The sequence below is a fragment of the Nocardia aobensis NBRC 100429 genome, from assembly GCF_000308375.1.
GTDB classification, from domain to species: domain Bacteria; phylum Actinomycetota; class Actinomycetes; order Mycobacteriales; family Mycobacteriaceae; genus Nocardia; species Nocardia aobensis.
In genome coordinates this window covers 1-16,793 of sequence record NZ_BAFQ01000279.1, presented here as the reverse complement: position 1 = coordinate 16,793, position 16,793 = coordinate 1, and the positions used below count along the sequence as shown (strand labels likewise).

Sequence of the window (16,793 nt, the reverse complement as noted above, 5' to 3'; positions counted from 1 at the left end):
CAAATTGACTGAAGACAGAAGAAGCACAAGCGACAACCAAAACGCGGAGAAACTGAAAGATTCACCTCACCTGGATGACTTGTTCAACAAATTCGATCTAGAGGTTTCCGCCCAAAGCTCCAAATTTCTATTACTAAGCACCACAAAGCCGGTACGAAGGAAGAGGAAAGGCTCATTCGTATTCCCCATCGATGGGATTGAGGTTCTAACCGAACAGGCAGTTCGCGACCCTCGGCCACTGGCCGAACACTATGGCTTCTTTACCGACGATGGCTACTTTGAGCTAATTTTAGCAACAATACGACCGGGAGACCGTTACACCTTTGAATTTTCGGATCGACCTAGATATGGCGGGCTTGTCTGCGAAAGTACAGCCTGCAACCACAACACGAACCCATTTCCGGCCGTATACGCCGTTGATGATGCCCCGGAAGAGGCGATGGATGCGCTTGTGCCAACCGAGGAATTCGCACACCAGCAAGATGCATCTGGCAACAATCGACGCACCGAAAACCGGTCTATAAAGCCACGCATTCATCTCCATGACGAAACTGTAAATTGCTGCATAGAACTATCCTCCGCATCTCCATGCGGAATTCTCTTTAGTATGCCTCGCTTCTATATTAGCTCAAGCGGATTTGATCGTCGATACGATACTATCACTACCTTGAAGATCCAGATGGACCCCGCGCGTTGCGGCAACAATTTCGTAGCTAAGGCTCACGACATAGCAAACGCATTTTTATACGAGCTGTCAGTACGAAATGGAATTCGGTACGATCCCGTATACCGTCCAGGATCAAACCACAACCTGCCACTGCGCCATAACGAACGCTCTCGCCATGTGCGATTCCCCCGGATCAACATTCCCGCAGAGGTAGCTCAACTGTACGCTTTCGGCGAGAGCGCCGAACTCAATCCTCCTCTAGCCTTTCTATCTTTTTACCAGGTGCTGGAATACTACTTCCCGCGCGCAGCCAAACGGATCACCATTCGAGATTTAAAGAAAGAATTGGTTAACCCTCATTTTAGCAGCACCGACGATGACATCGTTAGATTGATAGGCATCGCGGAGCGAGGGCAGACCATCTCAGAAGACAAGCAAATAAGGATACTGCTGGAATCTATTGAAGAAGAGGGCATTCGGTCGTTCTTTCAAAGCGACGAACGAGCGTCTCATTTCGGCCCTAATGGGCCAATAAAGAATGTAGGGCATGTAAATCCAAATAATAAGAAGGACCCGATCGTAAATCACGTAGCGGGCCGAATATATGCACTCAGAAATAGGATCGTCCACGCAAAAGATGACCCTAAGTATAAGTCAAAGATTCTATTGCCTAGAAGTCGCGAGGCCACCCTGATGCGCCCCGATGTTGAGCTCGTCAAGTTTCTTGCGCAGCAAGTAATTATCGACTCTCAAGTCTAATCGTCCGGGCTGCTGAACGGACAGCTGACCACTTGATCTGCCCACGCAGCGGCCCCTGTTCGTCCCGGCTCGTGTTACCCACCCGAGTAGGCTCGCGAGCGCTCACCTAATGCCGTGTCCAGATAGGTTGCTGCGGTAACCGGGTGTCGGTTTGCGTTGGTGGTCGGGTGCGTTGATGCTGCCGGTGGAGGTGGTGTCGTGGCTCGGAAGCCGGATGTGTTTGTGCGGCAGTTGTCCCCGGAGGAGGGGCGGCGAGTGCAGCGGATCGCGAAGACCAGCAAGGTGCCGGTGCGGGCGCGGCGGGCGATCGTGGTGATGGCCTCGGCGCAGCGGCAACCGGTCGGGTTGATCGCGAAGCTGATGCAAGTCTCGGAATCGTATGTGCGGCAAGTGATTCACGACTTCAATGCGGAAGGGTTCGCGGCACTGGACCCAAAATGGAGCGGGGCAGGCCGGCGAAGACCGATCAAGTGACGCGTGATCGGATCTGTCAGATCGCCCGGTGCTGCCCCCGCGATCTGGGGTGGCCGTTCTCGGTGTGGAGTTTGTCGAAGTTGGCGGAAGTGTTGCGGCTCAACGGGATCGCTGAGATCAGCCGTGAAACGGTGCGGCAGATCCTCAAGGCCGGTGGGGTGTCGTGGCAGGCCACCAAGACCTGGAAGGTCAGCAACGATCCGGAGTTCACCGAGAAGATGGCCCGTGTGCTCGACCTGTATGACAATCCACCGGCCGATGGGCGGGTGGTGTGCGTGGATGAGTTCGGTCCGTTGAACCTGCAACCGCGGGCCGGGCGTGGCTGGTTTCCTCGGCGTGATCCGAAGCGGGTGCGAGCGACTTACCATCGCACTCAGGGCGTGCGGCATATGTTCGGGGCTCTCGATCTGGCCTCCGGCCAGCTGTATTACCGCATCCGCGATCGCAAGCGCTGGACCGAGTTCCTGGCCTTCCTCAAAAGCCTTCGTTCCCGCTGGCCTGTCGGGAGGTTGTATCTGATCGCCGACAACTACTCGGTGCACAAGCGGCGGGAAGTGCGGGAATGGTGTGCCGTCAACGACATTGAGCTGGTGTTCCTGCCGACGTATTCGTCGTGGTTGAACCGCATCGAGTGCGAGTTCGCCGCGCTGCGGTACTTCGCGCTCAACGGCACCGATCACCGCAGCCACGGCGAGCAGGACGACGCGATCGGCACCTACATCCGCTGGCGCAATCAGCACGCTGGACCCGTACGCGACTTCGCCGTCGGCTCCAAGATCCGGCACCCCAATTACCTACCGAAGGTTGCCTGACACGGCACTAATCGAGCGCCAGACAGCGTCCCGGTCTCCTGTGCGCAACGATTCCACGCGGCGGCGGAGTTCGTGTTCGGCTCGGGGTTCGTCGGCGGCGATTCGGATATAGGAGCCGAGTGAGTGGTACTCGGCGATGTCGCGCAACAACCTCCAGCCGGGCCATTCGAGCAGGTCGTAGCCGTATGACCGAACGAACTTGGCGCGGTGGGTGTGCGGGGCGTGGAAGTGGTCGGGCAGTGTTCCGACCAGGTCGAGTTCGCGGGGACTGTAACAGGCGTTGTCCCAGTCGATGCACCCAACCGCGGTCGGAGTGGACCATGTTCGCTTCGTGTGCGTCGGCGTGGACCAGTCCGAACCCGAGTGGAAAGCTGGTCGTCTCGAATGCTGCGGCCAGCGCGTCGGCTTGGTCGCGACATCATCCGCGTTCCTGGTCGCTCAGCACCGGCTGCGGTCGTGCCACATCGACGTCGAGCGCTTCACGCAACCGCCGCAACGGGCGATATCGTGGGATCCAAAACGGGGGCGCCGGCTGCTGATGAAGCCGTCGAACCAGGCTTCCGACGTCGCGGTAATCGGATGAGCGGCCGTAGACCGATAAGGCAAGAACGTCGCCACCGCACCGTCCACCACGACCGGTTGCTCTCCGGAGACGGGCGGCAATGCGATCGGTTCAGTCGCCGTGAACGCAAGCCACCGGGTGACCGCGATGCTCGTATCAGCGCGGGTGCGGCGCAGCGGCGTGTCCAGAGCAAGGCGAACAACCACATCGCCTACCCGCCATACCGCGTTCGACCGCCGATGCAGAAGTTGCGCCGCGCCGAGACTGAATCCAAAAGCGGCACAAGCCTGTTCGAGCGCGAGACGCCCGGGTAATGCGCCGGCTGCCGCCATCGGTCGCGCTGCCAGTGCCGCAGGAATCTCGGCGCGCAGATCCAGTACGTCGGGTACGGCCCGTACCGGGCTGGTGGTTGCGGCCACACCGACATCCTCCTGAGTCGGGATCACACTGCGTCGGCCGGGGTCGCGCCAGCGGCTTCCGCGATTCGATCAATATCCCGCGCCAGGGCGAAGTCCAGCTCGGTCAACTTCCTCCCGACATCATGGGTCGTGATCCGGAACTTGATCCGCTGCCAGGTGATCAGCATGTCGGGATGGTGCCCCACCTCGCGCGCCTTTGCCGCGACGTACACCGCCAGATGCACGCACTCATGGTAGGTGTGGGTGAAGGTGCGCGTGATCTCGTCGCCGTCGCGCTTCCAACCGGGCAGGGCTTCCAGGCGGCTGGCAATCTCGCTGTCACTCAACGGAGTTGGCAGTGCGGTCATGCGACAGACTCTACGAGAGCACGCAGCTCACGGCCTGCTGAGGTGTGCGCCCACGAACGGGCATGGGTAGAAACCTCTTTCAATTCACCTCGGAGCCTGGCAGACCCGGTGACTCTGACTGCCTCGACCGCCTCTGCTGCCGCCCATACCGCGCGGTCGGGATCCGGCACTCTGGCCAGCACTGCCGATTGCCGCGCCCGGAACACAGCGTTATCGCGCCGCGCAGACTCCGGCATGGAGTCCATGATCTCGTCCCACAGGCTGGCCGCGTCCATGGTGTCTCGCCGGCGGCCGGTGCGTCCGTAACAGGTTGCCCGCTGCACTTCCATGTGGTGCGGCGTGCGACGGCAAGAGTTTCCCCATGGGTGTGCATCATCGATGCGGTCGATCAGAGGCACGGCGTCGTCCAGCAGCCGCTCGGCCGTGGCACGATCGCCGAGCATGGCGTGGCCCTGCGCCTCGTGCTGAAGGGCTATCACGCGGACTTTCGGCGACAGCTTGTGCCCGGCCGCTCGAGCCGCCCGCGCGAAGTCGACGACGGCGCGGCCGTCGCCGTGGTCCAGTGCGAGCATCGCCATGTTCGACAGCGCATAGGAGACGAGATCGGAGTTTCCGCAGCGGTGCGCGATCGACAAAGTGGTGTCTCGCCACTTTGCGGATGCCGCCAGGTCACCGGCATCCTGATACAGCCAGCCGAGTAGGGCCGCGTACGCAGTGCCAACTTCCAGCAGGCCGTAACGCACCGAGGTATCAGCCGTGCGTGCGAGACAGTCGATCAATTCGGTCTGAGCCCGCACTGCCGGGATGAGGTATAGCGGCCCCAGGTACACGTCCGCGGTGTAGTGCCCGGACAGTTGAGAGCGGAAGTAATCAACGAGTTCAGGGGCCACCCGGGCGCCGGACACAAGGTCCGAAACCTCTGTGTATTTGCCGCTCGGATTTGACTTCGCAACGCCCGCAGCGAGAGCAGGCAGCCCAAGGGCGGCGGCCCCGAAATCACGTCGTCTCACGCTATCGACCTCCTGCTCGCCGAGCAACGAAACATTCGGCAGAGGCAATTCAACACCGTCGGCCCGCACAACATCACCCGAATCCCGCCGTGCCACATCGAACCGCGCTCTTTGTTCTTCATCGAGCCTTCCGTAAGCGGTGTCCATACATTCGGCGTACTTCGCACCCAATCTGATATCCGCGCCTCTGCGTTCCCATTTGCCGACTGCTTCCAGCGAACATCCGATCCGGTCGGCGAACTGAATCTGCGTGTCCCGCAACGCTGTACGCAGCGCAATGACCTCGAGACCGGTCCACGTCACGATCGTCATCTCTCGCCGTTCTCCCCTCCGCTGTAGTACCGCCAGGGTACGGGCTCAGTACGGGTCCGGTGCGTCGTTCCGACGCGGCGACCCGGCAAAGCTGGAAGCAACCTATTACCGCACACCGCACAGGCGCACGCTCGACTTTCGCCCCGACAGATTCCGGAGCCGACCGCAATGCCTACACCCGCCACGAGTGCCCGTGAACCGATCGACGCGGAGCCGACCCCCACCGGCGGCCACCCGGTCGAGGAGTGCATGCGTCAGGACCTCCCGAAACTTCCCCGGCGCACGCACAACCGGTCGATGGCGGCCACCCTACGCCTGTGGCACACCCGCAACCGCGATCTCCTCGAACGCGTCGCCGCCGGCCTCCGCCACCTCGATCCTCCGGCGGCCTGCCGAAACACCGAACCCATCCGCGGACGAGCCCACGCCATCAACGTCATGGCCGACCACGCCAAGCACGGCTGTCCCCGATTCCGGCACGCCGCACAGTACATCGAGGCCACACAGTGACCACCGCTCGATCTCAAAACAACGAAGGGACAAGCGCTTTGACAATCCTTGACAAGCCGATGCCCGCTTTTCACGTCAGCGCGTCCACGACACCGGAGGCATTCGGGCTACCCGTCACTGATCACCACCGCGTCCCGGCCATGACCACCGCGCTCGCCCATTCGGTGATGCAGCGACACATCGACTGCCCCATCACCGTCTGCCCGATCAAACAGCAAGCCAAAGCCCACCTCGTCGCCGCCAAACGCATGATCCCCGCCAACCGGCCGCACATGGGCTACTGACCGACACCACGGAGGAAATCGTGCACGACCAACTCCCCCGCCGTGAACCCAGACGCACCCAAATTCCACGCCCCCGTTACCGATTGCCCCAGCCACCCACCCCGAACATCGCCGCACTGACGCGATTCGCTGACGCCCTGCGCGACTGGCGCCCCGCACAGAGAGCCGACGGACACGATGACCGCCCGCCATATCAACCCGGACACCGCGCGCCTGCGGTTCCTGATGGCACGCGCCCGCCGCGCCGGCTACCAACTCATCGCCCAACCCAAACAGAGCAACCGCTGGGTTTTGGTCGACATCGACGATGGCGAACACCTCTTCGAAACCGCTTCCCTGGCCGAGGTCGAACGGTACTTGAGCGAGTAGCGATCACGATGCGCTATGTCGAGGCGATCCGAAAAGTGTTCCACCACATCGATGAACTGAAAGGATAGCGACCATGGACGAAGCCCTGATCGAGCGACTCACCACAGAAGCTTCGACCGACGGCATACAGCAACTCGTTGTGGGCGCCGTCATTCACCACGACGGCAAAGTCCTCCTGCTGCAACGCCCCGAGGACGATTTCATGGGGGGGCATCTGGGAGCTGCCGAGCGGCAAGGTCGAACCCGGTGAAACACTCACCCAAGCCCTGATCCGCGAGGTCGCAGAAGAAACCGGGCTCGGCGTCACCGCTGTGCGCACCTTCCTCGGCAGCTTCGACTACCGATCCGGCAGCGGAAAACCATCCCGCCAGTTCAACTTCGCCGTCGACGTCGAAAAACCCGAACCCGTGCAGCTTCAAGAACACGACGCCTACGCCTGGACCGCGCTCACCGAGGCCCCGCCCGTCACCGACGCTGTGCGGCAGGTACTCGACGCTTACCGAGCTGCATAGGACAAAAGCCGGCAGGCCGCCAGTGCGCGGGTGGCGGCCCGCGGCCATTCCGGCCGTGACCGTCAGGAACGACGCCGGCAACCGCGAACCACCCTCCGCCTTCGGAGCGGAACTCCGACGTGACCGACGGAGTGATGTGCCGCCCGGCGGCCCTGCGTACCCGGAATACCTCGTCGTCCAGACGGACTCCCGCACTGCCAGCTGACCGAAGCGCGCCGTCTACTCATGATCGAGCCTGATGCGCGCTGCGTCCATGCCCCTTCCCGGTCACCTTCGATTGCTTGTTCACGCGGCGGTCGTCACACTCGGTCATGATGGACGCCTCGACCGCTGATCGCCTAGCATCGCAATGTGACTGATAATGGGGGGAACATTCCAAGTCCTGGCCAGGGGTTTTCGGTTGTCCCGGAACAGGTGCGTGATGTCGGCATCTACATCTACGGCTTGGCCGACACCCTGTCCCGAGCTCTGAGTTCCGCGGCCGGGGAAGTCACCGAACTGCTCAACGGCAGCTGGACCGGCGACTACGCCGACGAATTCTCCGAGGGCTGGACCGAGGTCCACGACGGCGGACGGCAGATCTTCGCGGCACTGACCACCATGGCGGAAAAGCTTGGAGTCACAGCCGAAACTTTCCAGTCGGTGGACGCGAACAGTGCTGCGGCGCTGGATATCCCGAAGTTGAACTGGACGTAGTCCGGTGGCTTCGCAGTTCTCGGTCGACCTCGAACACCTCGACCAGATCGTATCCCGACTGTCCGGTCTGGCCGGCTTCATTGCTGACCATCTCGCCGATATCGAACACCGTGTCGCAGCCCTCCACCAACCTCGCCGCCATCATCGCGATGAAGGTCATCGTCGCCGCGGACGGCGCGATGACCGTGGCGACCAAGTACGAAGATCTGCCGCAGGCTCCGGGCATTCCACTCGGCGGCCTCGCCGATGAATCCGAGGAGTACATCAAGGGAAAGCATGTTCGGGGCGGCAACAACGTCACGCCCGACAAGAGCACCTTCCCCGAAGTACCGACCTCGATGCACTGGCCGAGGCCGCGGAGAAACGTCACAGCTCGTGGGCCGAACGATTACGGCAACTACGAACGCGAGGTGGATGCCGGTCACCCGGTCGGAAACAGGTCGCAGAACAACGGCGGCCAACCGACAAACAAGTACAAGGTGATCACGGACAGGTGGGGTACCGTCATAAACATGTTCCCCGAATAAGGAGGATGCGTTGGGAATAACGATAAGCGTGCAGAACATGAACCACAAGGAGACAGAGTCATTCTCCGGCGCCGCCGCCGACACGCTTGCGGATATAGTCTTGGATTCACCCACGGGTCCGATGATGCGCGGAATTCATAAATACGCCGACACCATGTTCAATTCATACCAGTTGAAATTCTTTCTGGAGGAGCTGGATTCCGCGAATCCGCAGAGCGACGCGGAGCGAGAACTTTTCTCCGTCCTGCGGCGAGCATCGGAATCGGCGATCCGGCAGCAGGGTTACCTGTGGTTCAGTGGCGACTGAGAGGTGCCGACCCTCGCCGTGCGGGAGTCGACTTGAAGGGCGTTCGGTTGAGCGAATTCCGGGTCGATGACATCTTCCGGGTGAGCATTCGCCCGAATCCGATTATTGTCGGCAGAACTGGCGACAAATTCTCGGTCGGAGATCAGGTCGAGCTACTCAAAGGAGATGAGTCAACCGTTCAGGGCGTTCTGGTGGGTATTGAGATTCACCGCTCCCCTTCCGGCCAGTACTCGTTTGCGTTTTCCCGAGAAATATCCGAACGAGCAGAACCCGGGGACATAATACGCACATTGTAGCCGGCGAATCGTTTACAACCAGCCCGAATCCGGTTCCACTCGGTGCGGATCTGCTCCACAATCGAACCGCCCGGGTCGCAACGGCATTCGGTCGCGAGCCAGGAGTCTGAAGTCGACGGATTCAGCGTCGCCTGCCTGCAACCAACGCGGCTGGTGCGGCACCGCTACACGGCGGCGAGCCGGGGTACCGGCCGGGGCTGGACCGGGACGGCGACGGGGTCGCGTGCGAGCGGTAGGCCGGACCGATCCCATTGTCGTCAGACGGCGACACTTGGCGCTGTCGCCATATAACGACAGCGACTGTGCATCGTAACGATGATCCCGCGGACGACCACCAGGTGCACGTCGTGAGAATAGCCGCGTGACAAGGCCCCCGATCCCACGGCCGCAGCGCGCCGGCACCGACCACACCCATGCCCGCCTTTCGTGAGCACACGTAACCAAATCCGCGTCCGGAACGATGTGTTTGCAGACTGGTCCACGCCCGTTCGGGCGACCGCCCGGCGGTGCACCGAATAGGATTGACCCACAAAGCTATTCGTGGCATGGATACTGGCGAATCCCAGTCACAGCAAACGTACACAGCGACCGGACAGCGGAGGGGAGTCGATCATGGGGGCACTACTCCCCACACTGCAGGCCAGTCGGCTGCGGGAGGGATTGACCGACTACCTCGCCACTACCTTCGCTCTGACCGATGCCGATACCAAGGGTGCGCTGGTCGACTTCATCGATCATCCGCGGGATGGGATGTTCAAAGGGCCCTATGTGCGGTTGCGACTGCCATTCGCGCAGGCCACGGGCAACTGGGGGATGCATCTGGACTGGCTGCCGCCAGGGTGGGTGCCCTACGGGCACCAGGCCAAGGCGTTCGAGCGGCTGTCGACGAAGTTTCAGTCGCGGCCGCAGCCGACGCTGGTCACCACCGGCACGGGTTCGGGTAAGACCGAATCGTTCCTGATTCCGATCCTCGATCACGTGCTGCGGGCGAAGAAGGCCGGCGTCGCGGGTATGAAGGCGCTGATCATCTATCCGATGAACGCTCTCGCCAACGACCAGGAGCGGCGTCTGGCGGAGCTGATCATCAAGAATCCGGAGCTCTCGGGGGTGACGGCCGGGCTCTACACCGGCGAGGCGTCGTCGAGTTCCCGAACACTGGTTTCGGCGGACGGGCTGATCACCGACCGCCGGATCATGCACGATTCGCCGCCGGACATCCTGCTCACGAACTACAAGATGCTCGACCAAATGCTGCTGCGCCCGGATCGGGCGCCGATGTGGCGGCAGTCGGCGGAATCCCTGCAGTACGTGGTGCTCGACGAATTCCACACCTACGACGGTGCCCAGGGCACCGATGTGGCCATGCTGCTGCGGCGCCTCGGTTTGACCATCAAGTCGTATTGGACCGCGGACTCGGCTGTCACCGACGCGGACCGCGCGCGTCCACTGGGGCGGATCACCCCGGTCGCGACATCGGCGACGCTCGGCTCCGAGAAGGCGCCGACCGCGATGCTGGATTTCGCGCACACGGTTTTCGGAGAGGTTTTCACCGCCGACGCCGTGGTCGGAGAGACCAGGCTGACGCCGGACGAATGGCTCGCCGACCGCAGTCCCGCACTCGACCATCTGTATCGACCGATCCGCTTTCCGGCTTTGGACGAGGCGAACCTGCGCGATCTGGAGGACCGGGTCAACGCCGCGCCGAACAATAACGCGGCGACCGCACTGATTCTGGCGACATTGTTCGAACGGGTGGGCCTCGAGGGAGGGCTAGGCGAGCGCGCCTCGGATCTGCGCAAGCTCGGCGATACCGAACTTATCGACCTGTTGAAAAGCCACGACCTGTTCCGGAGCTTGCTCCGCAAGAGCGTGCAGGCGGTTTCGCTGGCCGAGCTGGCCGACACCGTCCTGGAGACCACAACCAGCACCCGCGAGCAACCGCGCGATATCGCTCGCCGGCAACGCTATCTCGACTATCTGTTCGCGGCATTGTCGCATCTGCGCGCCGGAATCGGGCGCAGTGCGCTGAACGTCGATGTTCACCTGTGGGTTCGGGAACTGTCGCGCATCGACCGAAACCTTGCCGCCGCCACCGTCTTTCACTGGGCCGACGACGGCGCCGTCGATACGCCCGGGACGACCTATCTGCCGGCCGTGTACTGCCGGCACTGCGGACGTTCCGGATGGGGTGCGCGGCTGGCGCCGACCGGTATGACCCTCGATGTCACCGACGAGGATATCCGCCGGCAGCATGCAGCCGGAGGCCAGCGCTTCCGCGCGCTGATCTCCGCACCGGTCGAGGCGCAACTCGGCAAGGATGTCGAAGGCCTGCGGTGGCTGCATGTCGACGAACGCGAAATCACCGACGACACACCGGATCCCGAAGGCCCCGAAGTTCTGGACGGGCGGGTACTGCCGATCCTGATCCTCACCGGACCCGACGCCGAGGACAACTCGCAGAAGGATATGTGCCCGGCCTGCCGGTCCGCGGACGGAATCCGCTTTCTCGGCAGCGCGGTGGCCACTCAGCTCTCAGTCGCGCTGTCGAGCATGTTCGGCGATGCCGGGCTCGACGCCGCCGAGAAGAAGGCGCTGATGTTCACCGACAGCGTGCAGGACGCGGCCCACCGTGCCGGGTTTGTGCAAGCACGCTCACATACCCTCAGTCTGCGGTCAACGCTCCGAAATGCCCTCGGCACAACCCCTTCCGGCACTGGTCTGGTGCCGCTGACGGATCTGTGCGACGCGGTGATCGATCGGGCGCAGTCCGATGTCATGCGGCGGTATCACCTGCTGGCGCCGGATATCGTCGAACGCGACGAGTTCCGGGCATTCTGGGACGACAGCGCCCCGTCGGCCGCACGGACCAAGGCACTGCGCTTGGTGCGGAAGCGACTGCAGTTCGATATCAACCTCGAGTTCGGTTTGCAGTCGCGGCTGGGACGCACCTTGGAGCTCACCGGAAGTGTTGTCGCGGAGGTAGATCTGGGAGCACCGGAACGAGTGCTTCAGTTGGGCATGCTCGCACTCGGCAATACCGAGCACCAGCTGACGTTCGCCGAGATCGATCCCGCCGCGGCCACCCGGTGGGTACGCGGGACCGTCGAGCGCATGCGCACGCAGGGTGCGCTCGCCCATCCCTGGCTCGACAAATACATCGTCAAGGATGCGAACCGGCGGTGGGTGTGGGGCGGACGGCCCAAACACGAAGGGATGCCCGCATTTCCGAAAGGCCGTCCGGCGCCCGCTTTTCCGGCCCTCGGCTCCCGGACGATCCCCGAAGGGTTCGACGCGATAACCTCTCCCGCCTCCTGGTATGCGCGCTGGGCCAGTAAATGCCTGGGCGTCTCGGCCTTCGAAGGAGGTTTCGCGGCCCGGGCATTGTTCGCGACGCTGGCCGAGCAGCGGATCCTCACCACGACGACGAGCGAGAAGGATCTCACCGTCTATCAACTGGATTCGGCGTCGGTCCTCGTCGGCGCCACCGAGCTGGAAGATCTCGAGGCGGGGGAAAACCTGCTCACCTGCGATGTGTGTCAGACACCGAACCCCGGAACCGCCACCGTCACAGCACAACTCGACGGCGCATGCTGCCTGCTCGACCGATGCCCCGGAACCCTGCACCGCACACCACGCGGTAAGAACTTCTACCGCAAGCTCTACGACGATTCGGAGATGAAACGCGTCGTCGCCCGCGAGCACACGTCCCTGCTGCCCACAGATGTTCGGCTGGAATACGAGACGAAGTTCAAACAGGCGGTCTCCGATCCCACCGCACCCAACGTGCTCGTCGCGACCCCGACGCTCGAGATGGGCATCGATATCGGTGATCTGTCCACGGTGATGCTCGGGTCGATGCCACGCACCGTGTCCTCGTACCTGCAGCGCGTCGGCCGCGCCGGACGTCTCACCGGCAATTCGCTGGTGCTTGCCTTCGTGCGCGGGCGGGGCGAGCACCTGCCGAAGTTGTACGACCCCACCTCCGTCATCCAGGGAGAGGTGCGTCCACCGGCCACCTTCCTGACGGCCGAGGAGATCCTGCAACGCCAGTACGTCGCGCATATCATCGACAAAATCGCGCGCGAACCCGGTGCGGAAGACCCCATCGAGGCCCGGACAGTGGTGGGCACCTTCGACGAAGGTAGTTGGATGGCAAGGCTTCTCGCCCTCGCCGACACCGAATCGAAGCAACTGCTCGACAGCTTCCTAGCCCAGTTCGAGGGTCTGCTCGACACCCGCGCGCAAGAGACCTTGCGCACCTGGGCGACCAGCGAGACAGACGGTGCGCCCAGCGGATTGGTGTCACATCTGCGGGAAGTGGTTCATCGCTGGAATCGCGACGTCACCGAACTGACCAACCGGCGCAAGGCCGTCGACGCGGCAATACCCGAATTCGAGAAGCGTGCCGCCTCGCCCGCGGCCACGGACGACGACCGGCGTGAACTACGCACGGCAAGAGGGACTTTGCGGTTACTCGGCCGGCACATCAAGGATCTGACCACCGAGCATTGGGTCGGTGTTCTGGAACGCTACGGCGTCCTGCCCAATTACACACTGCTCGACGATTCGGTAACTCTGGATGTCGGAATCACCTGGATCGATCCCGACACCAATCAGTACGCCGGAGACACTCACAGCTATCAGCGCGGCTCTCGAGTCGCGCTGACCGAATTGGCGCCGGGCGCAACGTTTTACGCGCAGGGCCTGGCGGTACAGATCGACGCGGTCGACCTCGGCCCCGGTGAAGCGAATATCCATACCTGGCGGATGTGCCCGCAATGTGGGTGGGCCGGCATTTCCCATGCCGCCGACGCCAGCCCGCCACCGGCGCACTGCCCGCGCTGCAACACGCCCGCCATCGCCGATGTGAGCCAGCAGCTCCAGGTCGTCGAGATGTCGCGGGTCTCGGCGGAGGTTCGCCGGGACGAAGCGTCCATCAACGATGCCCGCGACGATCGCAAGCGCGAATCGTTCAACGTCATCACGGCCGCCGATATCAATCCCGACGATGTGGCGCAGCGATGGTTCGTCACCGACCGTGATTTCGGCGCGGAATACTTGCAGCGCATCGACATTCGCTGGCTGAACATGGGAAAGCGGACTTCCCAAGGCGGTAAGCGCGAAATCGCCGGTCAGGAAACCACCAGCGCATTGTTCCGGGTGTGCTCGGGCTGCGGCCAACTCGATCGCATCGCCGGCCACAACCGCACCCACGAACATCGGAGCTGGTGCAAATTCCGCAACGCGACCGATGAGAAGCACGTGCGCGAGATCGCGCTCGCTCGCACCCTGAACACCCAAGCTGTACTGCTGCACGTCCCCAGTTGGCTCAAATACGACTCGTTCACCTACCCGAGCCTCAAGACCGCGATCCTGCTGGGTCTTCGGGAAGTTATCGGTGGGTCGCCGGAACACCTGGATGTCGCGATCATCCCCGATGCGCTGCATGCGCCCAGTCAGCAGGCCCTACTGATCCATGACACCGTGCCGGGTGGCACCGGATATCTCGCCGAATTCGCCGACGCCGCGAAGGTGTGGTCGGTACTGAGGGCAGCGCGAGAGGTCGTTCACACCTGTGAATGCGCGGAACAACAGCGCCTCGCCTGCCACAAATGCCTGCTGCCCTTCGCCGCACCCCACGAACTCGACCACGTGTCGCGCAAAACCGCCGCACGGATTCTCGATGAGCTGCTCGGTGTCGAGCAGGAATCGGAACCGGTATGGAGTGATTGGGAGAACGTGCTCACCACCCAACAGCCGCGGCTGCGGGTCGAGAGCGACGAGTCGGCGCTCGAGGGCAGGTTCTACGTCGCCTTCCTCGATCGGCTGCGGAATATGGGCGCGACGATCAAGGAGACGCCCGGCACCTACAGCCCCACGGCGACGATCACGATGCCGGGCAAGGTGATTCGCACCTGGAAACTGAAACCTCAGGTGCGGATGGAGAACAGTCTTCCCGACTACGAACTCAGCACATTCGATTCGAGCGTTCCGATCATCGCCATCTTCGCCGACGGACGCCGATATCACGCCACGCCCGGCAACAATCGCGTCGCCGACGATGCGTTGAAACGGGAAAACCTGCGGACCGCCAACCACATCGTGTGGTCGTTCGGCTACGACGATGTGGTGCGATTCGAAGAGGGCACGCCGGCAACTCCGTCGTGGTATTCGCAGAGAATGGCCAAGGCCACGATGCAGCAGGGCAACCTACGGCCCGCGCTACTCGATTTGATCACCGCGGACCCGATCACCCAGCTGCTGGAGTTCATGCAGGACCCCGACTTGGAGGCGTGGGAAGCCGTCGGGCACTGGCTGCCGATGATGTTCATGGGCAAGAACAGAACCCCGGGCGATCTGACCGCCGTGGTGCCGTGGGCCCTCGATCTGCTGGACGGTCGGACGCCGTCGGTGCCGGACGGGAACTACGCGTGCTGGTCCTATGCCGATGGGCCCCTTGCCATTACCGCCGCCCTGCGGACCGATACCAAGACGATGCACGCCGTGCTCGCCCTCGACGATCGCGACGAGAAGCTCGAAACGCTCGACGGACAGGCGTGGAAAGAATGGCTGCGACTGTCGAATTGGTTCGGGCTGTGCGACAACCACACCATCACCACACGGAGCCTGCTCGCCACCGACGTGCAGATTCCGAAGGAGCAGCCGGCGCTCACCGCGTCGGCATTGTCGCCGCAGTGGCAGCAGGTCTACGGCGAGGCGTTCTCCCCCGCCGAGAAGGAGTTGGTGCTCGCTCTCGCCGCCGCCCAGACACCGCTGCCGGTCATCGGCGGCGAAAACGACGACGGTTATGTCTTGGACATCGCGTGGCCGCAGCAGCGGGTCGTGATGTTCTTCGACACCGAATCCGAAACCGCGCGGCTGATGGCGGAGGACGGTTGGACCGTCTGCCCGCCCGACCCCGGGCAAATCGTTGCGACGCTGAACACGAACGGGGTGAAGTAATGCCGTATATCGTCATGGCGACCAAGACCAAGGCCATGGGTAAGCTCGATGGCTCCGTCAAGCGCAAGGTGTACGACTTTCTCGAGAAGCTCCAAAACGACGACGCCACACCGGGATTGCATATCGAGCCCATCAAGGGAGCCCGCGATGCGCGGGTCCGGACCGGGCGGGTGGATCTGAACTATCGGGCTATCCTGTTCCGCCTCGATCCCGAAGGCGGCGACACCACCTACGTCTACATGGGGACGTGGAAGCACGACGAGGCCAACAAGCTCGCCGAGCAGTCCACATTGCGGGTCAACAAGATCAACGGCACGGTCGAGGGCATCATCGGGGAGATCGACGGTGCCGTCGAAAGGCGTTCCCCGTTCCCCCGTTCCGAAGCTCGCGTTGCCGCCGCAGCCGACAAATCCTCCTACCTCGCTGATGCCGGGTTCACCGTGACCGACCTCGTCGATCGGCTGGGACTGGATCCCGCCCTCGCCGAGCGGGCGTTGACAGCGGCCGATGATTACGCGATCAATGAGATCGCGGCCGCCGTCGACGGATGGCAGGCGGATGCGCTGCTGGACCTCGCCTGCGGCACCTCCATCGACGACATTCGTGAAAAGTACTCGTTCACCGACGTTTCCGCGGACGAGACGTTGGACGAGGACAGTCGGATCGTCGCCGCGCTCGACCGGCCCGCCTCGCGGATGCAGTTCACCTACATCGACGACACCGAAGAACTTCGCCGGGTTATAGAGGGCGGCGATTTCGCCGCGTGGCGCACGTTCCTGCATCCCGAACAGCGCACCTACGTGGAGAAGGATTTCAACGGTGCGTTTCGGCTGTCCGGCGGCGCGGGCACGGGTAAGACCGTCGTCGCGATCCATCGTGCGCATCGGCTGTGGAAGAGCGACCCGCAGGCGCGAATCATCCTGACCACGTTCAACAAAACGCTCGCCAAGGGGCTCGAGGCGGATCT

General features: G+C 62.7%; 17 protein-coding genes. 14 read left to right on the top strand and 3 right to left on the bottom strand.

Annotated elements, in window-relative coordinates; all coding sequences use genetic code 11:
• Positions 1–4 precede the first annotated feature (4 nt).
• From RJ03_RS37475 to RJ03_RS37995, 3 genes are all read left to right on the top strand, one after another.
• Positions 5–1,426, top strand: coding sequence for an early set domain-containing protein (locus tag RJ03_RS37475; RefSeq protein ID WP_157163528.1), 1,422 nt, complete (start codon positions 5–7; stop codon positions 1,424–1,426).
• 255 nt (positions 1,427–1,681) lie between these two features.
• Positions 1,682–1,900, top strand: a complete 219-nt coding sequence (locus tag RJ03_RS38180) for a helix-turn-helix domain-containing protein (protein WP_218001026.1) — start codon at positions 1,682–1,684, stop codon at positions 1,898–1,900.
• The gene (locus tag RJ03_RS37995) at positions 1,897–2,712 is read left to right on the top strand and encodes an IS630 family transposase (protein ID WP_245552425.1); all 816 of its coding nucleotides are present in this window, start codon (positions 1,897–1,899) and stop codon (positions 2,710–2,712) included. The genes RJ03_RS38180 and RJ03_RS37995 overlap by 4 nt, the downstream gene beginning before the upstream one ends.
• Before the next feature lie 438 nt (positions 2,713–3,150).
• Here the strand turns inward: RJ03_RS37995 and RJ03_RS38620 are convergent, their stop codons facing one another.
• Genes RJ03_RS38620 through RJ03_RS29550 form a run of 3 tightly spaced genes read right to left on the bottom strand, consistent with a single transcriptional unit; the run spans position 3,151 to position 5,362 of the window.
• On the bottom strand, positions 3,151–3,693 hold the full coding sequence (locus tag RJ03_RS38620; protein WP_245552424.1) for a hypothetical protein: 543 nt from the start codon (positions 3,691–3,693) through the stop codon (positions 3,151–3,153).
• 23 nt (positions 3,694–3,716) lie between these two features.
• Complete coding sequence (locus RJ03_RS29555; RefSeq protein WP_036508752.1) at positions 3,717–4,040, bottom strand: 4a-hydroxytetrahydrobiopterin dehydratase; 324 nt, start codon at positions 4,038–4,040, stop codon at positions 3,717–3,719.
• On the bottom strand, positions 4,037–5,362 hold the full coding sequence (locus tag RJ03_RS29550) for a helix-turn-helix domain-containing protein (RefSeq protein ID WP_051025412.1): 1,326 nt from the start codon (positions 5,360–5,362) through the stop codon (positions 4,037–4,039). Before RJ03_RS29550 ends, RJ03_RS29555 begins: the two co-directional genes overlap by 4 nt.
• 249 nt (positions 5,363–5,611) lie before the next feature.
• Between RJ03_RS29550 and RJ03_RS29545 the strand changes: the two genes are divergently transcribed.
• The 11 genes from RJ03_RS29545 to RJ03_RS37900 all read left to right on the top strand — a co-directional run.
• Positions 5,612–5,872: a hypothetical protein gene (locus RJ03_RS29545; protein ID WP_157163527.1), complete on the top strand. Its 261-nt coding sequence runs from the start codon at positions 5,612–5,614 to the stop codon at positions 5,870–5,872.
• A 140-nt stretch (positions 5,873–6,012) separates the two neighbouring features.
• Positions 6,013–6,156, top strand: a complete 144-nt coding sequence (locus RJ03_RS38615) for a hypothetical protein (protein ID WP_245552423.1) — start codon at positions 6,013–6,015, stop codon at positions 6,154–6,156.
• A 177-nt stretch (positions 6,157–6,333) separates the two neighbouring features.
• Entirely contained in the window at positions 6,334–6,525 is a 192-nt protein-coding gene (locus tag RJ03_RS29540; protein ID WP_036508749.1) for a hypothetical protein, read from the top strand.
• 73 nt (positions 6,526–6,598) lie between these two features.
• Positions 6,599–6,775 carry an NUDIX hydrolase gene (locus tag RJ03_RS38610; RefSeq protein WP_245552427.1) on the top strand — a complete coding sequence of 59 codons (177 nt, stop codon included), beginning with the start codon at positions 6,599–6,601 and terminating at the stop codon, positions 6,773–6,775.
• Positions 6,723–7,037 (top strand): NUDIX hydrolase, encoded by a 315-nt coding sequence (locus RJ03_RS29535; RefSeq protein ID WP_281032301.1) that lies wholly within the window; start codon positions 6,723–6,725, stop codon positions 7,035–7,037. Before RJ03_RS38610 ends, RJ03_RS29535 begins: the two co-directional genes overlap by 53 nt.
• 351 nt (positions 7,038–7,388) lie before the next feature.
• Positions 7,389–7,733, top strand: coding sequence for a type VII secretion target (locus tag RJ03_RS29530; RefSeq protein WP_051025411.1), 345 nt, complete (start codon positions 7,389–7,391; stop codon positions 7,731–7,733).
• Between the two features lie 80 nt (positions 7,734–7,813).
• Positions 7,814–8,260, top strand: coding sequence for a hypothetical protein (locus RJ03_RS37470; protein WP_036508748.1), 447 nt, complete (start codon positions 7,814–7,816; stop codon positions 8,258–8,260).
• A 37-nt stretch (positions 8,261–8,297) separates the two neighbouring features.
• Positions 8,298–8,567 carry a hypothetical protein gene (locus RJ03_RS29520; RefSeq protein ID WP_051025410.1) on the top strand — a complete coding sequence of 90 codons (270 nt, stop codon included), beginning with the start codon at positions 8,298–8,300 and terminating at the stop codon, positions 8,565–8,567.
• 415 nt (positions 8,568–8,982) lie between these two features.
• Positions 8,983–9,099 (top strand): excalibur calcium-binding domain-containing protein, encoded by a 117-nt coding sequence (locus tag RJ03_RS36370; protein ID WP_444543648.1) that lies wholly within the window; start codon positions 8,983–8,985, stop codon positions 9,097–9,099.
• Between the two features lie 376 nt (positions 9,100–9,475).
• Positions 9,476–15,826: a DEAD/DEAH box helicase gene (locus RJ03_RS29515; RefSeq protein ID WP_036508745.1), complete on the top strand. Its 6,351-nt coding sequence runs from the start codon at positions 9,476–9,478 to the stop codon at positions 15,824–15,826.
• The coding region (locus RJ03_RS37900; protein ID WP_036508743.1) for a UvrD-helicase domain-containing protein at positions 15,826–16,793 on the top strand (968 nt) is incomplete at its 3' end. The genes RJ03_RS29515 and RJ03_RS37900, both read left to right, overlap by 1 nt.

What these genes read in the sequence shown, in the direction of transcription:
- RJ03_RS29555 (WP_036508752.1), bottom strand. Translation starts at nt 4,040, where the DNA reads ATGACCGCACTGCCAACTCCGTTGAGTGACAGCGAGATTGCCAGCCGC.
- RJ03_RS29550 (WP_051025412.1), bottom strand. Translation starts at nt 5,362, where the DNA reads ATGACGATCGTGACGTGGACCGGTCTCGAGGTCATTGCGCTGCGTACA.
- RJ03_RS29545 (WP_157163527.1), top strand. Translation starts at nt 5,612, where the DNA reads ATGCGTCAGGACCTCCCGAAACTTCCCCGGCGCACGCACAACCGGTCG.
- RJ03_RS38615 (WP_245552423.1), top strand. Translation starts at nt 6,013, where the DNA reads ATGACCACCGCGCTCGCCCATTCGGTGATGCAGCGACACATCGACTGC.
- RJ03_RS29540 (WP_036508749.1), top strand. Translation starts at nt 6,334, where the DNA reads ATGACCGCCCGCCATATCAACCCGGACACCGCGCGCCTGCGGTTCCTG.
- RJ03_RS38610 (WP_245552427.1), top strand. Translation starts at nt 6,599, where the DNA reads ATGGACGAAGCCCTGATCGAGCGACTCACCACAGAAGCTTCGACCGAC.
- RJ03_RS29520 (WP_051025410.1), top strand. Translation starts at nt 8,298, where the DNA reads ATGAACCACAAGGAGACAGAGTCATTCTCCGGCGCCGCCGCCGACACG.
- RJ03_RS29515 (WP_036508745.1), top strand. Translation starts at nt 9,476, where the DNA reads ATGGGGGCACTACTCCCCACACTGCAGGCCAGTCGGCTGCGGGAGGGA.